Source organism: Tenacibaculum piscium (assembly GCF_021390755.1).
Lineage (GTDB): Bacteria > Bacteroidota > Bacteroidia > Flavobacteriales > Flavobacteriaceae > Polaribacter > Polaribacter piscius.
This window is the reverse complement of sequence record NZ_JAJGWR010000002.1, coordinates 229,300-248,281: the sequence shown is the minus strand read 5'-3', so window position 1 is coordinate 248,281 and position 18,982 is coordinate 229,300. Positions and strand designations below refer to the sequence as shown.

The window sequence follows — 18,982 nt, the reverse complement described above, 5'->3', positions numbered from 1 at the left end:
AAAAGGCATCGTAAAATAACATTTCAAGCAAAAAAAGCAACGAAATGATCTAAAATAAAAAATATGAATGTATTTGTAATTGGCGTTGGTTTAATTGGCGGAAGTATGGTCTTGGATATTCAACGAGAATATCCAGAAGCAACTATATACGGCATTGACGCCAACGATAATCACTTAGAAGAAGCCCTGAAAATTGGCGTTATTCAAAAAAAAGCAACCTTCGAAGAACTAGATAAAGCCGATATCGTTATTATTTCAATTCCTGTTGATGTAACTATCGAAGTATTACCGAAAATATTAACAATCGTATCAGATACTTGTCTCGTTTTTGATGTAGGTTCAACAAAATCATTAATTTGCAACGAAATTAAAACGCATCCGAAAAGAAGAAATTTTTTAGCAACGCACCCAATTGCAGGAACAGAATTTTCTGGACCAACCGCAGCGCATCAAAATTTATTTCAACAAAAAACAAATATTATTTGTGAAGTCGAAAAAACAGCGTTTAAATTACAAGAAAAAGCATTAGAGATTTTTGCGAAAATAGGCATGAGAATCCGTTATATGGACGCAGAATCACACGATAAACATATTGCATATGTATCACATTTATCGCACATTAGCTCTTTTATGCTCGGTAAAACCGTTATCGAAAAAGAAAGAAATGAACGTGATATTTTTGATATGGCTGGTTCAGGTTTTGCATCAACAGTACGTTTAGCAAAAAGTTCGCCCGCAATGTGGACACCAATTTTCAAGCAAAATAAAAATAATGTTATAGAAACTTTAGAAGAATATATAACTAATTTGCAAGAATTTAAAGAACTAATGAAAAAAGATGATTTTACAGAAATTTATAACAAAATGGAAAGTACAAATCATATAAAACAAATATTAAACGGCATAAAATAATAGCCACAATAATAATTAAAATGAAGAATACAAAAGAATTAAGAACATGGTTGGATGATATGAATTTAGCACATCCACTAGTAATAGCAGGGCCTTGTAGTGCAGAAACCGAAGAACAGGTTTTAAAAATTGCACACGAATTAAAAGATTCTGATGTAAACTATTTTAGAGCAGGAATTTGGAAACCAAGAACAAGACCTGGGAATTTTGAAGGCGTAGGCGCGTTAGGTTTAAAGTGGTTGCAAAAAGTAAAAGCAGAAACAGGTATGAAAACCTGTACCGAAGTGGCAAACGCAGCACACGTAAAATTGGCTTTAGAACACGATATTGATTTATTATGGATTGGCGCACGTTCAACGGTATCGCCATTTATTATGCAAGAAATTGCCGATGCCTTACAAGGAACGGATAAAATTGTATTGGTTAAAAATCCTGTAAACCCAGATTTAGCCTTATGGTTAGGTGGAATCGAACGCTTATATACCGCTGGAATTAAAAATTTAGGAGCTATTCATAGAGGATTTTCTACCTACGAAAAATCGAAATATAGAAATATTCCTGAATGGCAAATTGCTATCGAATTTCAAAATAGATTTCCTGATTTACCATTAATTTGTGATCCTTCGCATATTACAGGAAATAGAGAAATGATTTTTGATGTGTGTCAAACGGCGTTAGATTTGAATTTTGATGGCTTAATGATTGAAACGCATTTCGATCCTGAAAATGCTTGGAGCGACGCCGCTCAACAAGTTACGCCTGATAAATTAAAACAAATCATGGAAGATTTGAAAATTAGAAAAGCAACCGAAACCGATTCTAGTTATAGAGAATCTTTAGAAAATTTAAGAGCTCAAATTAACGTGATTGATGGACAATTAATCGATATGATGAGCAAAAGAATGAAAGTTGCCGATAAAATCGGAGCTTTGAAAAAAGATATGAATGTTGCCGTGCTACAATCAAGACGTTGGAACGAAATTCTTGGAAACATGATTCTTGAAGGAGAAAGCAAAGGTTTAAGCGAAGAGTTTGTACTCAAAATGTTTAAAGCTGTTCATCAAGAATCTATCAATCATCAAGAAAAAATTATCAAAGGATAAATTATTAAAGGGTAAATTATTCTTGATATTTTAAAATATTTAAGAGCCTGTTTAAATTTTAAAAAAAGTGTTTTTCAAAAGAGATAAACGTCATGCTGAATTTATTTCAGCATCGCATCAACAGGAGAACTATGGCAAATTAGGATGCGAACCTGAAATAAATTCAGGTTGACCGATGCGATTCCTTATTTTTCTGTCATATTTTTTTCAAATGAAATTTAAACAGGTTCTAAACCTCATAACCGTAAAAATTTATGAGGTTTTTTGTTGCTTCTCTATTTCCTAAAACATCTTTTGAAACCGACAGATAAATACATGTAAAAATGGGCAGACACATAGGTCGTGCCCCTACGGATTTAAATTTTTCATTGTAGCACAAACCCCTAGCCCCGATTGTAGCAATTGTTTGAGCTCCTTTTTTTTCCTTCAAAAAAAAGAGCGAGTGCGGAAAGCGGGAAATTGCTTCAAATTATTCGTTATTTACTACTAAAACTAAAAACACACGAACCGACACTTTAATTTTTACATTAATTTCTGCATCTTTGTAGCATGACAGGAATCGTATATAAATCTACAGGAAGTTGGTATTGGGTAAAGTCTGAGGACGTTTTATACAAATGCCGTATCAAAGGAAAATTTCGACTAAAAGACATCAAAAGTACCAACCCAATCGCCGTGGGAGATATCGTTGATTTTGACCTAGAAACCAAAAATAATGAAGAAACTGGCGTAATTACAACTATTCATGAACGTAATAACTTTATCGTGCGTAAATCGGTAAACTTATCGAAACAAACACATATTATTGCCGCAAATATTGACCAAGTTTTTTTGCTAATTACCATTAATAATCCGCCCACTTTTACCACTTTTATTGATCGATTTTTAGTATCCGCAAGAGCATACAGAATTGATACAATTTTAGTTTTCAACAAAATAGATTCTTACGAAATAGAAGAACGTGGCGAAATTTTATACCTTAAAGATATTTACGAAAATATCGGATATACCTGTATTGAAGTATCAGCAAAAGAAAATAATAATGTCGATGCCATTAAAAAAATAATGCTTGGAAAAACATCTATGTTTGTAGGGCATTCAGGCGTTGGAAAAACAACCCTGGTAAACACCATTGACCCTAGTTTAAACCTAAAAACTAAAGAAATTTCCGACCAACATAATCAAGGAAAACATACCACCACTTTTGCCGAAATGTTCGATTTAAACCTCGAAAACCCAAATGATGCACGAATTATTGACACGCCTGGAATTAAAGGATTTGGTGTCGTTGATATTGATAAAGAAGAATTAGGCGATTATTTTCCAGAGTTTTTTGCCCTAAAACAAGATTGTAAATTCAATAATTGTATTCATGTAAATGAACCGAAATGCGCCGTGAAAGATGCCCTAGAAGCCGATACAATTTCTTGGGAACGCTATAAAAGTTATTTGCAAATTTTAGAAGGCGAAGAAGAACATTATAGAACCGATATTTGGGAAAAAGATCAAGAATAAATGAAAGCTGTAATTCAAAGAGTAAGCAAAGCAAGTGTAACAATTGAAAATCAAAAAGTTGCCGATATTCAAAATGGTTTACTAATTCTTATTGGAATAACCAATGAAGATACTATAGAAGACGTCAATTGGTTATCTAAAAAAATAACGAATCTTCGAATTTTTAATGATGAAAATGATGTGATGAATAAGTCATTAATTGATATCAAAGGAGATGCAATTATTGTAAGTCAGTTTACGTTACAAGCATCCACCAAAAAAGGAAATAGACCAAGCTATATGAATGCAGCAAAACCTGAAATTGCCATTCCTTTATATGAAGTATTTATTGAAAAAGTAGAAGGAAATTTAGAAAAAAAAGTGCAAACAGGAGAATTTGGTGCCGATATGAAAATCAAACTTTTAAACGATGGTCCTGTTACGATTATTATCGATAGTAAAAATAAAGTGTAATTTTACTATTTTATAGTTCGCTTTAATTCAAAAAAAGAGATATTCACTTTGAAAACAGCAATGAAAACTCCAAGAATAACATGTTATAAATGTATGATGCCTTCATCATCATGTATTTGTAAACACACAAATAATTTACAAACCAAGACTCGTTTTATTATTCTTATGCACCCGAAAGAGTACAAAAAAGAAAAAAACGGAACGGGACGTATGACCAATCTTCAGCTTGAAAATTCAGAAATTATCGTTGGTGTAGATTTTACAAATAATAAACGTGTAAACGAAATAATAAGTAAAGAAAAAAACTCTTCTTTTTTACTTTATCCAGGAGAAGATAGCTTGAATTTATCGGTAAGTGAACCTGCTGAAATAAGTTTATTTATAGGCGATAATCCACACATTTTTATTCTCGATGGAACATGGCCTTGCGCTCGTAAAATGCTAAAATTGAGTAAAAACTTACAAAAACTAAAAAGAGTAAGTTTTGATAATAAAATAAAATCAAAATTTAGTATTAAGCAACAGCCTGCGCCGCTTTGCCTTAGTACTATTGAATCTGTTTACACCGTTTTAAATTTACTTAATCAAAGTAATTTAGAACAATGTGACACCAAGAGTTTTTTGCTTCCTTTTGAAAAAATGATTGCCCATCAAATTGAATGTATGCTAGACACAAATAATAAAGAGCTTGTTCCTAAGAATGTTTATAAGAAAAATATGGAAAGAAGTATTATTTTTGAACAAGAAAATTAGTGGTCTTTTTTGTGAAATTTATAAATATTCATACGCATCAAAATTTCAAAAAGGATTTCAATATTTTAAATTGTTATCCTAATTCAACAGATTTTAATACGCCGTTTTCTATCGGGATTCATCCGTGGTTTATTCTTGAAGAAAAAATTGAAGATGAACTTATCTTTATCAAAAAAAAACTACTTCATAAAAATTGTTATGCCGTTGGAGAATGTGGTTTAGATAGATTATCAAAAATAAATTATCAACTTCAAATTAAGGTTTTTAAAGAACATATTCAATTATCAGAAATTTATAAAAAACCACTGATTATTCATTGTGTAAAATCTTTTCAAGAAATTATTCAAATTAAAAAAGAACTGAACCCTTCACAAAAATGGCTAATTCACGGTTTTCATAAAAACAATCAAATTGCTTTAGAACTTATAAAAAATGGCTGTTTTTTATCCTTCGGAAAAGCCCTTTTATATTCCGATAAACTACAAAAAGTGTTTGAAAATATTCCGATCGATAAAATATTTTTAGAAACCGATGACGCAGAAATTGATATTATCGAAATTTATCAAAAAGCAAGTAGCATCAAAAATAGTAACATCAAAAAAATACAAGAAAAAATACATCAAAATTTTAATACGATATTTATACAATGAGTTGGTTAGAAAGAACGGAATTATTAGTTAAAAAAGAAGGCATTGAAAAACTCCAAAAAGCACATATTTTAATTGTTGGTTTAGGAGGTGTTGGCTCATTTGCTGCCGAATTTATAGCAAGAGCAGGCGTTGGAAAAATGACCATTGTTGATGGCGATGATTTTGATAAAACAAATATAAACAGACAATTACCCGCCTTAAATAGTACGATTGGAAAATCGAAAGTTAGCGTAGTTGCCCAAAGAATTAAAGATATAAATCCCAATATCGAACTTACAGAAATTCAAGAATTTTTATCGCCAGAAAGAGCTTTTGAAATTGTAAACCCAAAATATGATTATGTTTTAGATTGTATTGATAGTATCACACCTAAAATTAATTTAATCGTTGCCGCTAAAAGAAAAAAAGTCAAATTGATAAGTGCCATGGGAGCTGGCGGAAAATTAGATGCCAGTAAAATAGTCGTTAAAGATATCAGCAAAACTAAAAACTGTAAAATGGCACGAGCACTTAAAAAAAGATTGAAAGAACGAAAAGTCGATAAAGGTGTTATGGCTGTCTATTCCGAAGAAATCCAAATTCCGGAAAGTTTACAATTAACCGATGGAAATAATTTTAAAAAATCTTTTTATGGAACAATCAGTTATATGCCCGCCGCTTTTGGCTTACAAGCTAGTTCTTATGTTATTAACAAAATCTTAACAAAAAAATAATTCCCACGGAAACTATTTTTAAAGTATATTTGCCGTAATTATTTAAGTTTATTAATAATCAATCCTAAAAAAATCAATCAACATGAAAAAATCAATTTTAGCAATTGCTCTTATCGCAATTACAGCGGTTTCTTGTAAATCAGAAAAAAATAAAGTTACGGCTAACGAAGAAGTTAAAGACATCAAAAAAGTAGAAAATGTACTTAATTCGTACAAAGCAAATATTGCTGAATCTACCGTAACTTGGAAAGGAAATAAGCCTACAGGTTCACATAATGGCGTTGTTAATATTACTAACGGTGTGTTTGATATTGAAAATGAAGTGCTTAAATCAGGTGAGTTTACCATTGATATGACTTCAATTTCTTGTAGCGATTTAGAAGTTGCTGATGGTAAAGAAAAATTAGAAAAACATTTAAAAGATGCAGACTTTTTTGATGTTGAAAAATTCCCTACCGCTAAATTTGAAATCGCAAGTTCTGAAACTAAAGACGGAAAATTACAGGTAACTGGTAATTTAACACTTAGAGGAACTACAAAAAGTATCACAATTCCTGCAACCGTTACTCAAAATGAAGACGTAGTAACTTTTAAAAGTGAGGTTTTTAATATTGATAGAACAGATTTTGGTGTTACTTATAAATCTAAAAAAATTGATGCAGCTTTAAAAGATAAATTCATTAATGATTTAATGGAAATTTCTTTTGATATTAAAGCTAAAAAATAATTTTAGTAGCTGATTTAAAATATTTTATAAAAAAACCTGAACAGTATTGTTCAGGTTTTTTGCTTTAATTCTTAAATTATTTTAAGAAAATTACAAAACTCTTTTAGCTTTTACAAATGATTTCCGCCAATAACTATCACGTAATGAGCTGATAATAACACCACTAGAAGTACTTGCATGTATAAAACGAACATCGCCCCGTTTTACCGAAGTAACCAAACCTACATGGTTTATGCCTGCTCTTCTTCTTGATGTTTTAAAAAATACTAAATCACCTCGTTTTACTTTTCCAAGTGAAATATCATAGCCTTTTCGAGACATTTCTCGTGATGTTCTTGGCATTGAAATCTTCCGAAAACTAAAAGATGTATGAATTAAACCCGAACAATCCATTCCTCTTTTGGTCGTTCCGCCAAATTTGTACGGAGCTCCTTTATAACTTACAGCTGTCCAAACAATTTTATCGGCAATAGAAGGCGTATTTTTTGAATTGTTTGTTGATTTTTTAGATACTTTTTTAGGTGATTTACCTCCAGATTTTGTATTGATTTTTTTATGTATATAAATGACGCTATTAGCACTATTTTTAATTTTTCGATACTTCGATATATTCTTAGAAGTTCCACAAGAAATGAATAAGAAAGAAATAAATAAAAAGAATCCTAGTTTTTGAAGCATCATAAATACTATTTTTAATTGTTTTTTTTAATTTTTAGCTTCTTTTAATCCTTCTACAATTAATTTTGCAGTTATTGCTGATGCGCCTTTTCCACCTAATTTTTGTTCTAAATCGGTGTATGCTGAAAGTAATTTTTGTCGTGTATCGGGCATTAAAATTCGTTGTAATTCATTGGATAAATTTTCTTTTGTAAACTCATTTTGAATCAATTCTTTCACAACTTCCCGATTCATTATTAAATTGACAAGCGAAATATATTCCAAGGTAATAATTCGTTTTGCAATTTGATACGAAATCGTACTTCCCTTATAGCAAACTACTTGAGGTACTTTAAACAAAGCTGTTTCTAGGGTTGCGGTACCCGAAGCAACCAAAGCAACGTGTGAAACACTTAATAAATCGTACGTTTTATTGTTGATAAATTTGATTTTTTTACCTTCGGGAAAACGAGCTTCAAAAGTATCGATAAATGTTTTATAAAACTCAAAAGGTTGGCTTGGAGCTCCCGCAATTACAAACTGATATTCTGAAAAATCAGGCACTAACGACAGCATTACCGACAGCATTTTTGTAATTTCTTGCTTTCTACTTCCAGGTAGTATAGCGATAATTTTTTTATCTCCTAACTGATATTTTGTTCTAAAATCCTGTTCATTTAATGATTTTCTATCAGCAATTGCGTCAATTAGCGGATGTCCAACAAAATTTACCTCATAATTATATTTTTGATAAAATTCTTTTTCAAACGGAAGAATGACAAACATTTGGTCAATATCTCGTTTTATATCTTGTACTCTACTGGCTCTACTTGCCCAAACTTGAGGTGAAATATAATAATTTGTTCTAAAACCTTGTTGTTTTGCCCATTTGGCAATCCGAAGATTAAACCCTGAATTATCTATAAAAATTAAGACATCAGGCTTAAAATTTGCAATATCTTTTTTACAGAAAGAAAGCATTCCTAGAATTTTTTTCAAATTTAAGAATACCTCAACAAATCCCATAAAAGCACGTTCTTTGTAATGTTTTACAAGCGTTCCGCCTACTTCTTGCATTAAATCACCGCCCCAAAAACGAATTTGGGCTGTTGGATCTTCTTTTAATAACGATTTCATCAAATTAGCTCCGTGTAAATCTCCAGAAGCTTCCCCTACAAGAATGTAATATTTCATAAATGATATCTTATAAAAATTTCAAAATAAATGTTAGTAACGCTATGATTACGGTAATTATTAGAACGCCTCTAGCTCTATATTCTTGATTTTTCTTTAAAAAAATCCAAAAAACGACTAAATTAGGAATACTCGCCAATGCTAATACCGATCCTAAAACGCCACCTTCTCGTATTTTTATGAATGTTTCGCTAAGTGTGCCTACAGATATAAATTCTAAATAAAGATAAAATCCAGCAATGGTGGCTAGTATGGCTACAAAAATTCCAATTATTATTTCTTTTGTTATATATCCCATGAATTTATTTTTTGAATTGCATGATGTGCTGTCATATCGAATTGTACAGGCACCATAGATATATAGCCATTTTCTAATGCCCAAATATCGGTATCTTCGCCTTTATCTTTGTTGATAAATTCTCCTGACAACCAATAATATTCTTTACCGTTTGGACTTTTTCGTTTGTCAAAATTTTCTTTCCAAAAACCATTTGCTTGACGACAAACACGAACTCCTTTAATTTCTTCTTCTTTTAACTTCGGAATATTTACGTTTAAAACAACGCCATCAGGCAATCCGTTTGTTAAAACATTGATTACTATTTTTTTGATCGATTCTTTAGCAGCACCAAAATCGGCATGCCAATCAAAATCTAATAAAGAAAAACCAATAGCAGGAATTCCTTCAATACCAGCTTCTACAGCGGCGCTCATTGTTCCCGAATAAATAACACTTATCGATGAATTTGCTCCGTGATTTATTCCTGAAACACATAAATCTGGCGTACGATTTAAAATTTCATTTTTCGCCATTTTAACACAATCGGCAGGCGTACCAGAACAACTATATTCTATTTGGGGTCCTTGATCTATTTCAATAGCATTACAATGTAATACATTATTTACTGTAATCGCGTGTCCCATACCACTTTGTGGATTATCTGGGGCAACCACAATTACATCGCCTATTTCATTCATTATTTGAATTAACATTCGAATACCTGGCGCGGTAATTCCATCATCATTCGTTACCAAAATTAAAGGTCTTTTTTGCATAGGGTGTTTGTTTTACAACAAATGTAACATAAAAAAAGCACTCTTATTTTAACATTTATTAAAGATAGAATCCTATGTTTTATGCGTAAAATTGTAACTCAAAAACCATAAAACCTCAGAATATCGCTATAAAATAAACAACAAGAACAACATCAAATCGAAATAAAAATTAAAAGTAAAAAAATGGCATTATTTTAGTAGTTTAGCATTGCTGATATTCCCATTAAAATACAGAAGATATATGAAGAAGAAGTTTATCATTCCATTTATAGCAAGTATAGTATTATTTTCAAGCTCTATTTACTCAAGTAGTTTTGATGAAAAAATACGCAAAAAATCAAGCCAAAACAAAGCACAAGACTCTAGCAAATATGTCAACAGACATCTAAGCAAAGATCCTGAAAAAGACAGAGTTATTGTCTATGTTTTAAAAAATATTTTAAGCCGATATCATTATGTTAAAAAAGAATTAAATGATGATTTTTCAGAACATGTTTACACCAGCTTTATTGATGGTTTAGACCCTAATAAAAGATATTTTACCCAAGAAGATTTAAAAGAATTTTCTCAATTTAAATATCAAATAGATGACCAATTACGAAACACTAATATTGACTTTTATAAATTAGTCTATCATCGATTTTTAGAAAAATTAACAGCCGCTAAAAACAATTATCGCACATTGTTAGCACAGCCTTTTAATTATAAAAAAAATGAAGTAATTAATGTTGATTATGAAAACTTACCCTTTGCAAAAGATGAACTCGAATTAGTTGATTACTGGAGAAAACAATTAAAACTTTCTATTTTAAGTAGAATTGAAGAAGCAGAAACAGCTCAAAATTCATCAGAAAAAAAGGAGAAATCAGAAAAACTTGAAAAATCAACTAAAAATAAAACTAAAAAGAGTTTTAAAGAATTAGAAATTGAAGCCCGAAAAGAAGTTTTAACCAACATGAATGAACTATATGAACGCATTGATGAACTTGAAAATTCTGATTGGTATTCTACTTTTTTAAATAGTGTCGTAAGTGGTTTTGATCCACATACAACCTATATGTCGCCCCGAATAAAATCTCGTTTTGACCAAGAAATGTCAGGAAAACTAGAAGGAATTGGCGCTCGTTTACAAAAAAAAGGAATGTATACGCATGTTGTAGAACTCATCTCTGGAGGTCCTGCTTGGAAACAAGGAGAACTTGAACCTGATGATATCATTTTAAAAGTTGCACAATCCGATGAAAAACCACTAGATATTGTAGGAATGCGTTTGGACGATGCTATTAAATTTATCAAAGGAAAAAAAGGAACAGAAGTGCGTTTAACCGTAAAGAAAAAAATTGACGGAACTATTAAAACAATTCCAATTATTCGAGATGTTGTTGAACTAGAGGAAACTTTTGTAAAATCGAGCATTGTTGAAAAAAATGGCGAAAAATATGGCGTTATCAATCTTCCTCGATTTTATATTGATTTTAATGATTTAAGCCGTAGAGATGCCGCTAAAGACATGGAAAAAGAAATCGACCGTTTGAAAAATGAAAACGTAAAAGGATTAATTGTCGATTTGAGAAACAATGGTGGTGGATCGTTAAAAACAGCCATCGAAATTGGTGGATTATTTATCAAAGAAGGACCAATTGTACAAGTGAAATATCGTGGAGAAGCACCGCTTGTTAAAAATGATACCGATACAAAAACACAATGGAACGGTCCTTTAGTAGTGATGGTTAATGAGTTTTCAGCTTCGGCTTCTGAAATTTTTGCCGCCGCTATGCAAGATTATAAACGAGGAATTATTATCGGTGGAAAACAAACCTACGGAAAAGGAACGGTACAAAATGTAATGCCAATCAATCGTTTTTATGAAAAATATCCAAGCGATTTAGGAGCGTTAAAAATGACCATTCAAAAATTTTATCGCATAAATGGTGGCTCAACTCAAATTGAAGGCGTATATTCCGATATCGCATTACCATCAAAATATAGTTATATGGAATTTGGTGAACGTGATTTAGACGGTGCTTTGCCTTGGGATAAAGTACAACAAGCAAACTATCATCCTACAAATTCTTATCGTAATTTTAGCGATGCCGTGTACAATAGTCAGCAACGTGTATTGCATAATCAGAAATTTAACGAAATTAATAATTATGCTAAATGGTTGAAGAAAAATCAAGAAGAAAATGTGTATTCCTTAAAATATAGCACTTTTAAAAAAGAAAGCGAAACCAAAATTAAGGAAAGTAAAAAGTTTAAAGATATCTTTAAATTCGATTCTGATTTAGCATTTAAATCGCCTAAATATGAACTAAAGCTGTTTTCAAAAGATACCATCTTAAAAGAAAAACGCGTTGTTTGGCATAAAAATCTGAAAAAAGATATTTACTTAAACGAAGCACTAAACGTATTAAGTGAACTTAAAATGACAGAAAATTATACAATTATCAAACAATAATGTTAAAGTTCAACAAAAAATAAAAGCAAAAAAAACACAAAAAATAAGACAAAAACAAGGGATTTAAAATCCCTTGTTCATCTTATAAAAGCATCGTTAAAATATTAAAATTCTCAAATTTTTAAATTTTTATAGTTACAATCAACCCTTCATTGGAACGCACATTAAAAACCGTTTCATCATCAAAAATTAAATATTGTCCTTTTACGCCTACTAAAACACCCGTATATGTTTCTGATTTTACAATATTTAAACTTTTAGGTTTCAACGGATATTTATCAACAGGAAAATTAATTTGCGTTTCTTCATTATTTTCGATAATATATTGCTTGGCTTGTTCAGGAATAAAAGCGCTTAATTTCTCTTTCCAAGCGACCAAACTTTCATCAACAACATCATTTTTTAGCATTTTTCGCCAATTGGTTTTATCAGCAACATACGCTTTTAAAGCAACTTCCGTAATTCCTGCTAAATACCTGTTTGGTACTTCCACAATTTCGATGGCTTCATGTGCTCCTTGATCTATCCAACGAGTTGGCACTTGTCCTTTTCTGGTAACACCAACTTTTACGCTACTCGAATTTGCTAAATATACAATATGAGGTTTTAATTGCACACTTTTTTCATAGGCTAAATCTCTATCTTCGATGCCTAAATGTGCCGTGCTTAATTCAGGACGCATAATCCAATCGCCTGCATTTGGCATTTCGAAAAAACACTTCTTACAAAAACCCTGACGGTATATTTCTTGTGAAGAAGAACAATTTAAACACGAATACCCTACAAAACTTAATTTTATTTGCCTGTTTAACAACTGATTCATATTAATAAAATCCGAACCCATATCTAAATAATATTGAACGGTCTCTAAATTTTCGGTGGACATTTTTTTTAAAATTCCTTGGTACTCCATGTCTTAAATTTTATTACTTTTAGCTTCACAAACTTACTGTAAAAAACTGTAAAAAAAATCATTAAGTCGTAACCTATGTCGTTTCCATTTATAAATTCTATTATTTCTTGGTTTTTAAAAAAGCGTAAACACCAAGTCGAATTATTTTTAAAATATCCTATTGATGTTCAGGATGAATTGCTTCAAAAATTAATACAGACTGCTAAAAGTACTGAATTTGGAAAAGCACATCATTTTTCATCTATTAAAAAATATGCCGATTTTACTAAAAATATTCCTATTCAACAATATGAAAGTATTGAACCGCTTATCGAACGTTGCCGAAAAGGCGAACAGAACTTGTTTTGGCCAACACCTATCCGTTGGTTTGCAAAAAGTAGTGGAACAACCAATGCAAAAAGTAAATTTATTCCTGTAAGCGATCAAGCAATTGAAGATTGTCATTTGAAAGCAGGAAAAGATATGCTCTGCTTATATGTTTCGAACAATGAAAATACTAACATGTTTGCTGGTAAAGCTTTAAAACTTGGCGGTAGCACAGCAATTTATGAAAATAACAATTCTTATTTTGGTGATTTATCGGCGATTTTAACAGAAAATTTGCCTTTTTGGGCAGATTTTAGCTCTGCTCCTAGCCAAGAAGTATCGTTAATGAATGAATGGGAAGCCAAAATTGAAGCCATTATTGATGAAACTATTGATGAAAATATTACCAGTTTATTTGGTGTTCCTAGTTGGATGTTGGTACTTTTAAATCGGGTTTTAGAAAAAACTGGTAAAGATAATATCTTAGAGGTTTGGCCTAATTTAGAAGTTTATTTTCATGGAGGCGTAAATTTTAATCCCTATCGAGAACAATACAAAAAATTAATTCCGAAGAAAAATTTTAAATATTACGAAAGCTATAATGCATCCGAAGGTTTTTTTGCCATTCAAGATATTAATAATTCCGATGAACTACTCTTAATGTTGGATTATGGTATTTTTTATGAATTTATTCCGATGAGCCAATATGATGGCGAAAATTCTATTGCAATTCCATTATCCGAAGTAGAAATAGGAATTAATTATGCCGTTGTTATTACCACTAATGGCGGTTTATGGCGCTATTTAATTGGCGATACCGTCCGTTTTACCAATACAAATCCGTATCGCATAAAAATTACAGGACGCACCAAACATCATATTAATGTTTTTGGAGAAGAATTAATCATCGAAAATGCCGAAGATGCCTTAAAAATAGCCTGTAAAAAAACAAAAGCAACGATTAAGGATTATACCGTTGGTCCTATTTTTATGGCAGATAAAAAAAGTGGCGGACATCAATGGATTATCGAATTTAATGAAAAACCAGAAGATATAACACTTTTCACCAAATTATTAGACAGTTCATTACAAGAAATTAATTCGGATTATGAAGCCAAACGATATCATAATATGACTTTAGCAATGCCGAAAATACATATTGCTCGTGAAAATTTATTCTATGATTGGTTTACCAAAAAAGGAAAATTAGGAGGACAACATAAAGTTCCTCGTTTATCGAATTCTCGTAATTTTATTGAAGAATTACTCGAATTATAAAAGCCGAAGTATATACCTCGGCTTTTAAGTATTTTTTTACTCAACATTAAAAATAATTGGTAAAGCATAACCTATTTCGACCACTTTTCCTGCTACTTCTCCTGGTATCATTTTGGGTAATTTTTGTACTATCGCTATAACTGCTTCCTGTAATTTTTGGTGTGGGGCACGTGCTTTAATATCAATAATATTACCTTTTTCATCAATTTTAAACTGAACATAAACTCTCTTTTCACCTGCTGATAAACCTAAAGTATTGGCTAGTTTTGCGTTAATATTTTTGTGTATAAACTTAGAAATACTGTTATTAAAACATTTTTTATCATTTTTTTCACAACCTGAAAATGTTGGTATTTTATCTAAATCTGAAAAAGTAATATTATTATTATCTACTAATTTTTTTAATCTTTTATATTTAGATTCATAAAAAATCATTTTTCTATTATTACTAGTTTCAAAAATTGTCATTTTAATTGGTAGAGAACGATTTTCTAAGCTATTTAATAAAATTTGATATTCCTCTTTTTCTTCGGATGTTAATTCTGATACTAAAACTTCTTTGGCATTAGGTTTATTATCACCTAGATAAATGTCAAGATATTTACTTTGATAACCACTAGAAGGAATAGCCGTTATTTTACCATCTATCATTTTATAAACGCTTACCTGATCTTTGATAATTTGCTGATTTTCATTATCTTTTTCAACATTACAGGAAGTGTATAAAACCATGCTTACTAACATCGGAATTAATATCAAATACTTCATTTTTTTTACTTCTTTTGATTTTTCTTTTGTCATCATAATAACTCGTTTTTTAATTAATGAATGTTTATAAAATTGATTGATAAAGGAAATATTATCTACTTGAAACACATCTGATAATAAATTATTTATATAATTTTCTTTTAAAATATTTTTACTAACCTCTTGATCTGAAAGATATTCGTGTACTAAGGTTATTCGGTTTTGATACACGTAAATCATCGGATTAAACCACATCACTATTCTAAGAATTTCAAAGAATAATAAATCAAATGTGTGTTTTTGTGTACTATGTACCAACTCGTGTTGAATTATTTTTTCTTGTTTTTCTTCAGAAATTCCAGCACCTAAAAATATATAGTTAAAAAATGAGAATGCTTTTGAGTTTTCGGGAAGTAAAACTAATTTGTAGGTTCGTTTGTTTTCGCTTCCATATTTAAAAATTAAATATATTATTCGTTGTAGCTTTATAATGAAAATTACAAAAAACAGTAAACATCCAATAGAAAAAAACACTTCTACATAATTTATAGATTGATAAATTGCTGATTTTTCGAACACACTTTGAGGTGATAAAACTACTTCTGGTAATAAAACACGATACTCTTGTCTTACTGATTTTTGTAGGGTTGGTATTTTAAAAAATGGCAACAAAAATGAAATAACTGAAGTACTTAACAAATACCACCTGTTTTTAGTAAAAAATGTTTCTTTACTTAAAAACAAATCATAAACAGCTACAAATAATACTTGAAATAAAATTACCTGAATACTATAGTTTAACATGATTTTTTATTTTTATCAACCTCTTTTAAAATGCTTTCCAATTCTTGGATATCCATTTTATTTTCTTTCATAAAAAAAGACACCATACTTTTAAAAGAACCTTCAAAATAACCATTCATTAGTTTATGCAAACTATCATTACTATAAGCCGTTTTTTCTACCAACGGATAATATACATAACCTCTACCCTTTTGCTGATGCCCTACAAATTTTTTGGTTTCTAAAATTCTGATAATCGTTGACACCGTATTATAAGCAGGTTTTGGATTTGGTAATTCAGTAATTATTTCTTTTACCGAGGCCGTTTTTAAATGCCATAATACCTGCATTATTTGCTCTTCTGCTTTTGTTAATTGTTTGCTCATTTTTTTAGATAATCTATTTGTTTATTACAAATATAACTAAATAATTAGTTGTAACTAATTATTTAGTTTAAAATAAAAATAGCAAACCACTTTCAATCAGTTTTTTACACTGTTTAAATAACGTATTTTATATGAAATTAATTCGTATTAAAATTGAAAAACTGAATGCCTAGCCCCGATTGAAGCATTTGTTTGAGCTCCTTTTTTTGATTTTTCTTCAAAAAAAGAGCGAGTGCGGAAAGCGGGAAATAGCTCCAAAAATTGAAATTTAGCACAAAAAAAAAGCGACCCATCTCAGGGAAGCTTTCCATTGGTTAACAAAACCATGACACTATTTAAAGTGCCTAACAACACAACTAAATCGCTGATATTTATAAAAAAATCAGCCTGCAAATATACTTCTTTTTTTATGCTTCACAAAAACAATCATCAATTTATAATTTTTTTATGATATTTTACAAAAAAGCCCATTTTGTTAATCGTTGTTTAATGCTGTAATTGATTGTATATTTGTAGCTTCATTAAAAATTATATAAAAATCAATGCAATTATCAGAACAAGAAGTTGTACGTAGAGAAAAATTAGGAAAATTACGTGAATTAGGTATCAATCCTTATCCTGCTGATTTATTCCCTTTAAATTCAAATTCGAACGTTATCAAAAAAGAATTTGAAGAAGGAAAAAAGGTGATAATTGCTGGTCGATTAATGAGTCGTCGTATTCAAGGAAAAGCTTCTTTTGCCGAATTACAAGATAGCGAAGGACGTATTCAAGTCTATTTTAATCGTGATGAAATATGTACGGGAGAAGATAAAACCTTATACAACGAAGTATATAAAAAATTATTAGATATCGGTGATTTTATCGGTATTGAAGGAACGTTATTTACCACACAAGTTGGTGAAAAAACCGTAATGGTAAAAGATTTTAAACTTTTAAGTAAATCCTTAAAACCATTGCCATTGCCAAAAGTAGATGCACAAGGAAATACTTTTGACGGTTTTACAGATCCTGAAATGCGTTACCGTCAGCGTTATGCTGATTTAGTAGTAAATCCACACGTAAAAGAAGTATTCGTAAAACGTACAAAGTTATTTACCGCAATGCGTAACTTCTTTAATGATGCTGGTTACTTTGAAGTAGAAACACCCATTTTACAGCCTATTGCTGGTGGTGCTTCTGCAAGACCTTTTATGACGCATCACAATGCTTTAGACGTACCTTTATATATGCGTATCGCCAATGAATTATATCTAAAAAGATTAATTGTTGGTGGTTTTGATGGCGTGTATGAGTTCTCTAAAAACTTCAGAAATGAAGGAATGGATAGAACACATAATCCTGAATTTACAGCCATGGAAATTTATGTAGCCTACAAAGACTACAACTGGATGATGGACTTTACCGAAAAGTTATTAGAACATTGTGCCATTGCCGTAAATGGAACAAGTGAAACAACTTTTGGAGAACATAAAATTGATTTTAAAGCGCCATACGCAAGAGTTACCATGGCAGATTCTATCAAACATTTTACTGGTTTTGATATTAATGGAAAATCAGAAAGTGAACTTTTTGAGGCTGCCAAAGAAATGGGTATCGAAGTAGATGCAACCATGGGGAAAGGAAAATTAATTGATGAAATGTTTGGTGAAAAATGTGAAGGAAACTACATTCAGCCTACTTTTATTACTGATTATCCAAAGGAAATGTCGCCTTTATGTAAAGAACATAGAGATAATCCTGAACTAACAGAACGTTTTGAATTAATGGTTTGTGGTAAAGAAATTGCCAACGCATATTCTGAATTAAATGACCCAATCGACCAACGTGAACGTTTTGAAGCGCAGTTAAAATTAGCCGAACGTGGCGATGACGAAGCAACTGAATTTATCGACCACGATTTTTTACGTGCTTTAGAATACGGAATGCCTCCAACTTCTGGTTTAGGAATCGGGATGGACAGGTTAATTATGTATTTAACTAATAATCCATCTATTCAAGAAGTGTTATTTTTCCCGCAAATGAGACCCGAGAAAAAAGCACCTACTCTTGAATTAACCGAAGATGAAAAAACTGTTTTAGCAATCATCGAAAAAGCTGAAAAAATTGAATTAAATAACTTAAAAATACAAGCTTCTTTATCAAACAAAAAATGGGATAAAACAATTAAAGGATTAACTAAAAATAAATTAGCAAAAGTTGAAAAAACTGAAGAAGGTTTATTTGTTGAATTAGTATAATTTTTTCTTACATATCATAAAAAAAGCAACCCTTTCAGGTTGCTTTTTTTATGATATAAATCTCTATTAAACTAAAAAAGGAGCTGTTATAAAACAGCTCCTTTTAATTGTAAAATACTTTTAATTTATTTTAAAATA

The 18,982-nt window shown here is 30.6% G+C and carries 18 protein-coding genes; 11 read left to right on the top strand and 7 right to left on the bottom strand.

What is annotated here, in order from left to right:
- Positions 1-63 precede the first annotated feature (63 nt).
- The 8 genes from L0U72_RS05170 to L0U72_RS05135 all read left to right on the top strand — a co-directional run bounded on the left by L0U72_RS05170 (position 64) and on the right by L0U72_RS05135 (position 6,826).
- Positions 64-912 (top strand): prephenate dehydrogenase, encoded by an 849-nt coding sequence (locus L0U72_RS05170; protein ID WP_101917622.1) that lies wholly within the window; start codon positions 64-66, stop codon positions 910-912.
- 20 nt (positions 913-932) lie between these two features.
- Positions 933-2,015, top strand: a complete 1,083-nt coding sequence (locus L0U72_RS05165; protein ID WP_101917624.1) for a bifunctional 3-deoxy-7-phosphoheptulonate synthase/chorismate mutase type II — start codon at positions 933-935, stop codon at positions 2,013-2,015.
- A gap of 549 nt (positions 2,016-2,564) precedes the next feature.
- Positions 2,565-3,530, top strand: coding sequence for a ribosome small subunit-dependent GTPase A (gene rsgA / locus L0U72_RS05160; RefSeq protein ID WP_233898589.1), 966 nt, complete (start codon positions 2,565-2,567; stop codon positions 3,528-3,530).
- Positions 3,531-3,983, top strand: coding sequence for a D-aminoacyl-tRNA deacylase (gene dtd, locus L0U72_RS05155; RefSeq protein WP_233898588.1), 453 nt, complete (start codon positions 3,531-3,533; stop codon positions 3,981-3,983).
- A gap of 60 nt (positions 3,984-4,043) precedes the next feature.
- Complete coding sequence (locus L0U72_RS05150; protein WP_239710146.1) at positions 4,044-4,736, top strand: tRNA-uridine aminocarboxypropyltransferase; 693 nt, start codon at positions 4,044-4,046, stop codon at positions 4,734-4,736.
- Between the two features lie 11 nt (positions 4,737-4,747).
- The gene (locus L0U72_RS05145; RefSeq protein WP_233898586.1) at positions 4,748-5,386 is read left to right on the top strand and encodes a TatD family hydrolase; all 639 of its coding nucleotides are present in this window, start codon (positions 4,748-4,750) and stop codon (positions 5,384-5,386) included.
- Entirely contained in the window at positions 5,383-6,099 is a 717-nt protein-coding gene (locus L0U72_RS05140) for a tRNA threonylcarbamoyladenosine dehydratase (RefSeq protein ID WP_101917632.1), read from the top strand. Before L0U72_RS05145 ends, L0U72_RS05140 begins: the two co-directional genes overlap by 4 nt.
- Before the next feature lie 82 nt (positions 6,100-6,181).
- Positions 6,182-6,826: a YceI family protein gene (locus L0U72_RS05135; RefSeq protein ID WP_193700123.1), complete on the top strand. Its 645-nt coding sequence runs from the start codon at positions 6,182-6,184 to the stop codon at positions 6,824-6,826.
- Between the two features lie 90 nt (positions 6,827-6,916).
- On the opposite strand, the gene L0U72_RS05130 is transcribed toward L0U72_RS05135, so the two are convergent.
- Genes L0U72_RS05130 through surE form a run of 4 tightly spaced genes read right to left on the bottom strand, consistent with a single transcriptional unit; the run spans position 6,917 to position 9,733 of the window.
- Entirely contained in the window at positions 6,917-7,507 is a 591-nt protein-coding gene (locus L0U72_RS05130; RefSeq protein ID WP_233898585.1) for a C40 family peptidase, read from the bottom strand.
- A gap of 24 nt (positions 7,508-7,531) precedes the next feature.
- Positions 7,532-8,677, bottom strand: a complete 1,146-nt coding sequence (gene lpxB, locus L0U72_RS05125; protein WP_233898584.1) for a lipid-A-disaccharide synthase — start codon at positions 8,675-8,677, stop codon at positions 7,532-7,534.
- A gap of 10 nt (positions 8,678-8,687) precedes the next feature.
- A complete protein-coding gene (locus L0U72_RS05120; protein WP_101917637.1) occupies positions 8,688-8,975 on the bottom strand; it encodes a hypothetical protein in 288 nt (95 codons plus the stop codon).
- Entirely contained in the window at positions 8,963-9,733 is a 771-nt protein-coding gene (gene surE, locus L0U72_RS05115; protein ID WP_101917639.1) for a 5'/3'-nucleotidase SurE, read from the bottom strand. Before surE ends, L0U72_RS05120 begins: the two co-directional genes overlap by 13 nt.
- A gap of 241 nt (positions 9,734-9,974) precedes the next feature.
- Between surE and L0U72_RS05110 the strand changes: the two genes are divergently transcribed.
- Positions 9,975-12,191, top strand: coding sequence for a carboxy terminal-processing peptidase (locus tag L0U72_RS05110; protein WP_233898583.1), 2,217 nt, complete (start codon positions 9,975-9,977; stop codon positions 12,189-12,191).
- 121 nt (positions 12,192-12,312) lie between these two features.
- Here the strand turns inward: L0U72_RS05110 and L0U72_RS05105 are convergent, their stop codons facing one another.
- Entirely contained in the window at positions 12,313-13,104 is a 792-nt protein-coding gene (locus L0U72_RS05105; RefSeq protein WP_233884426.1) for a DUF2797 domain-containing protein, read from the bottom strand.
- 75 nt (positions 13,105-13,179) lie between these two features.
- Between L0U72_RS05105 and L0U72_RS05100 the strand changes: the two genes are divergently transcribed.
- Positions 13,180-14,688, top strand: a complete 1,509-nt coding sequence (locus L0U72_RS05100; RefSeq protein WP_101917644.1) for a GH3 auxin-responsive promoter family protein — start codon at positions 13,180-13,182, stop codon at positions 14,686-14,688.
- A gap of 36 nt (positions 14,689-14,724) precedes the next feature.
- Here L0U72_RS05100 and L0U72_RS05095 read toward each other — a convergent pair whose 3' ends face one another.
- Positions 14,725-16,239, bottom strand: coding sequence for a M56 family metallopeptidase (locus L0U72_RS05095; protein ID WP_233897839.1), 1,515 nt, complete (start codon positions 16,237-16,239; stop codon positions 14,725-14,727).
- Positions 16,233-16,604 carry a BlaI/MecI/CopY family transcriptional regulator gene (locus tag L0U72_RS05090; protein WP_233884430.1) on the bottom strand — a complete coding sequence of 124 codons (372 nt, stop codon included), beginning with the start codon at positions 16,602-16,604 and terminating at the stop codon, positions 16,233-16,235. The genes L0U72_RS05095 and L0U72_RS05090 overlap by 7 nt, the downstream gene beginning before the upstream one ends.
- Positions 16,605-17,146: 542 nt before the next feature.
- Here L0U72_RS05090 and lysS point away from each other — a divergent pair.
- Positions 17,147-18,844, top strand: a complete 1,698-nt coding sequence (gene lysS / locus L0U72_RS05085) for a lysine--tRNA ligase (protein WP_233897840.1) — start codon at positions 17,147-17,149, stop codon at positions 18,842-18,844.
- Positions 18,845-18,982 lie beyond the last annotated feature (138 nt).